This window comes from Nonomuraea turkmeniaca, from assembly GCF_005889735.1.
Lineage (GTDB): Bacteria > Actinomycetota > Actinomycetes > Streptosporangiales > Streptosporangiaceae > Nonomuraea > Nonomuraea turkmeniaca.
Map to the genome: position 1 here is coordinate 1 of NZ_VCKY01000467.1, position 2,851 is coordinate 2,851.

4 protein-coding genes and 1 riboswitch are annotated in these 2,851 nt (G+C 67.2%); of the genes, 1 reads left to right on the forward strand and 3 read right to left on the reverse strand.

Going from position 1 to position 2,851, the window contains the following annotated elements; translation table 11 throughout:
• Positions 1 to 14: 14 nt before the first annotated feature.
• The 3 genes from ETD86_RS53650 to ETD86_RS53660 all read right to left on the reverse strand — a co-directional run bounded on the left by ETD86_RS53650 (position 15) and on the right by ETD86_RS53660 (position 2,041).
• Positions 15 to 182, reverse strand: coding sequence for a hypothetical protein (locus tag ETD86_RS53650; protein ID WP_170223804.1), 168 nt, complete (start codon positions 180 to 182; stop codon positions 15 to 17).
• Positions 183 to 220: 38 nt separating this feature from the next.
• Positions 221 to 730, reverse strand: a complete 510-nt coding sequence (locus ETD86_RS53655) for a C40 family peptidase (RefSeq protein WP_138674280.1) — start codon at positions 728 to 730, stop codon at positions 221 to 223.
• Positions 731 to 803: 73 nt separating this feature from the next.
• Positions 804 to 963, reverse strand: a riboswitch (cyclic di-AMP (ydaO/yuaA leader).
• 298 nt (positions 964 to 1,261) lie between these two features.
• Positions 1,262 to 2,041, reverse strand: coding sequence for a class I SAM-dependent methyltransferase (locus ETD86_RS53660; protein ID WP_170223805.1), 780 nt, complete (start codon positions 2,039 to 2,041; stop codon positions 1,262 to 1,264).
• Between the two features lie 72 nt (positions 2,042 to 2,113).
• On the opposite strand from ETD86_RS53660, the gene ETD86_RS53665 reads away from it, so the two are divergent.
• On the forward strand, positions 2,114 to 2,851 hold a 738-nt coding region (locus ETD86_RS53665), incomplete at its 3' end, for a LysR family transcriptional regulator (protein WP_138674282.1).

Below are 2,851 nucleotides of genomic sequence, written 5' to 3' on the forward strand. Positions count from 1 at the left end.
CGGCCGTCCACATGTCACAGGGTGTGCCTGCCGCCCACGCCTAGGGCGAGGGCGAGGAGCAGGAGACCGGCCACCATGGCTCTTCGGCTCACCTGCTCGGACACGATGCCCGATCGTAGCCGGGGCCGCTGCGCAACGGAGACGGCCGACGTCGCGTCGTAGCGGCGGCCCTTGCCGTACATGAAGAAAGGGCCCCGATAGAAGATCGGGGCCCTTTTCCTCACAAGCCGGGACGGACAGCGCCGACGAAGGACGCCTTGCGCCAGCTGCTCAGCTTGTCGATACGCACCCGTTCGCCTGTTCGCGGGGAGTGGAGCATCTTGCCGTTGCCGACGTATAGGCCCACATGACCGAGCCCCCTGAAGAACATCAGGTCGCCTGGCTGGAGGTTCTTCCAGGAGACCTTCTTCTTGATGCCGGCGAACTGGCTGGCCGCCACGCGGGGGATCTTCACTCCGGCCTTTTTCCAGACAAATTGGGTCAGGCCGGAGCAGTCAAACGAACCAGGACCTGTAGCCCCATAACGGTACGGGTCACCGATCTGGTTCTTGGCGACGGCGACGGCCTTGCGGGCCTTCACCTTCTGCCGGGCGATCCTGAGCGCCTTGGCCGACGTCGCTGAGCTAGCCGTCGTACTGGCCTCGGCCGCGGAAGCACCGGCCGAATCGCGGATTGTCGCCGCCTGCGCCGTCGGGGCATGGAGGATCAAACCTCCGGCCGTCACGGTCATGGTTAGCGCTACGCCACTCAGGGCAAGGCGAGACAGACGGGGGTTTTGCAGGGAGGTAGACAGGATTTCTCCTTGGGTCTTCCACGAACGCCTACCGGGTTAGCTGACGGATTCGGGCCTGGAAGTCGCCCTAGGGCGCGATACGCGCCGATTCACCCCTGATCCCGAGGGAATGGGATCGATGGTTCCCCGGCTCCGTGCTCCTGGCTGCACGGACTCGGCAGGTCGCCGTCCGCTGTTCTGTTCGACAAAGGTCTGTCGACAAAGGGGACGTACGGCGGCGACCGGCGGATCTCTATCTGACTCACATCGGGACCGATGCGGGTTCGCGGCGGCATGGCTTGCTGCTGCGACGCCAGAAGCTACGCCGAAACGTCAAGGCTCGGCAAAACGCCAGTCTGGTTGTAAAGATCCATCAAGGGTGCAGTCAGGACTGAAACCCCTGTTGGAACCCCAGGCTTAGTTATGTAAGTGTGACCCTTCTCACAATTGACGACCCATGGTCATGTAAGGTCACAATTTTCACTTTGGTCACATCTTTCGCGCCGTCATCCTGAAGCCGGTGGGCGGGAGCGCTCCCATTGCGATGCGGTCCCGTTCGATACGCCACAGCTCGTCGAGGAGCTCGGTACGGCCGTCCATCAGCTTTCCGCCGATATATCGCGACAAGTACGGCTCCCGTCGCATGCTCGTGACCTGAAAGCGTTCGGCCAGGGCGTCGAGCATGTGCGCGGCGGGGCTGTGGTCCACGTGCGCCTCGCGCCACCGCTCGGCCGAGTCACGCCGGGGACCGCCGCTGGACTCGCGCGGAAAGTCCGCCACTCCCGCGGCGGCTAGCAACGATCCGGCATCGTAGAACCAGGTGGCCGCGGCCCGGTCGGCCCAGTCCCACGCGAACTCGTCCACCAGGAGGAGTCCGCCCTCTGCGAGCAGCATCTTCACCCGGTCCAGTGCCGCTTCGAGCGGATGCATGTGGTGCAGCGAGAGCGACATGACGACCACGTCGAACAACGATCCGCCATCGTCGCCGATCAAGGCAGCCGAGTCGGGGCCGCTCGCCGGGCCCGGTCCGGTGTCGGCGGAGTCGGGATATTTCACGATGTCGGCGCGGATCGCCGGCACGCCGGCCGCCCGCGCCGCGTCGACGGCCTCCTGTGAGAGGTCGATCGCGGTGACCTCATGGCCGCGCCTCATCAGCTCGGCGGCCAGGTCGCCACGTCCGCATCCGGCGTCGAGCACCCGCCGCGGCGTCGGGGGAAGCACCTCGCTCAGCCAGGCGTACTGGTGATTGTCCACGGTCTCTGTCTTCATGGAGCCGAGCATGACCGGCAGGCAGCCATGCGCACCACTGCAGGTTCGGCATGGAACTCATAAGCTGAGCGCATGCTTGACCTGTGGTCGCTGAAGGTGCTGATGGAGGTCGGGAGGCTGGGGTCGTTCTCGGCGGCGGCCGAGGAGCTGTCGATGACGCAGCCCGCCGTGTCCCGGCAGATCGCGACGCTGGAGCGGCACACGGGGGTACGGCTGTTCGAACGGCTGCCGCGTGGCGTGCGGCCGACGGACGCCGGGCGGGCGGCGCTGGAGCAGGCCGATGAGGTGCTCCGGGGGATGAGGCTGTTCGAAACGCGGATGCGGGCCTTCGCGACGGCCGAGGCGGGGCGGGTCCGGGTGTCGGCGTTCCCGAGCGCGGCCACCAGCTACCTGCCGGACCGCTTCCGCTCGTTCGCGGCCCGGCACCCGGACGTTGAGCTCTCCCTCACGGTCCGCTCCGGCGAACACGACCCGTGCGCCGCCGTACTGGACGGTGCGGCCGACATCACTCTCCTGACCTCCTGGGACCTGACCGGCTCTCCGGGCACGTCAGGGGTGGTCCTGACGCCGCTGCACGAGGACGAGCTGCTGGTCGCGCTGGCCGCCGGTCATCCGCTGGCGAAGGGCGGCCGGGTTCGGCTGCGGGACCTGGCCGGGGATCCGTGGATCGACGGCACCCATCCCGACTGTCTTGGCCCCATCGCTCAGCTCGAGGCGGCGCTGGGCCGGGCGCCGCGGATCAGCCACGTGTGCGACGACTGGAACGGCAGGCAGGGGTTGGTGGCGGCGGGGGTGGGCGTGATGTTGTAC

Coding starts and splice junctions, on each gene's coding strand:
- ETD86_RS53650 (WP_170223804.1), bottom strand. CDS start 182: ATGTACGGCAAGGGCCGCCGCTACGACGCGACGTCGGCCGTCTCCGTT.
- ETD86_RS53655 (WP_138674280.1), bottom strand. CDS start 730: ATGACCGTGACGGCCGGAGGTTTGATCCTCCATGCCCCGACGGCGCAG.
- ETD86_RS53660 (WP_170223805.1), bottom strand. CDS start 2,041: ATGAAGACAGAGACCGTGGACAATCACCAGTACGCCTGGCTGAGCGAG.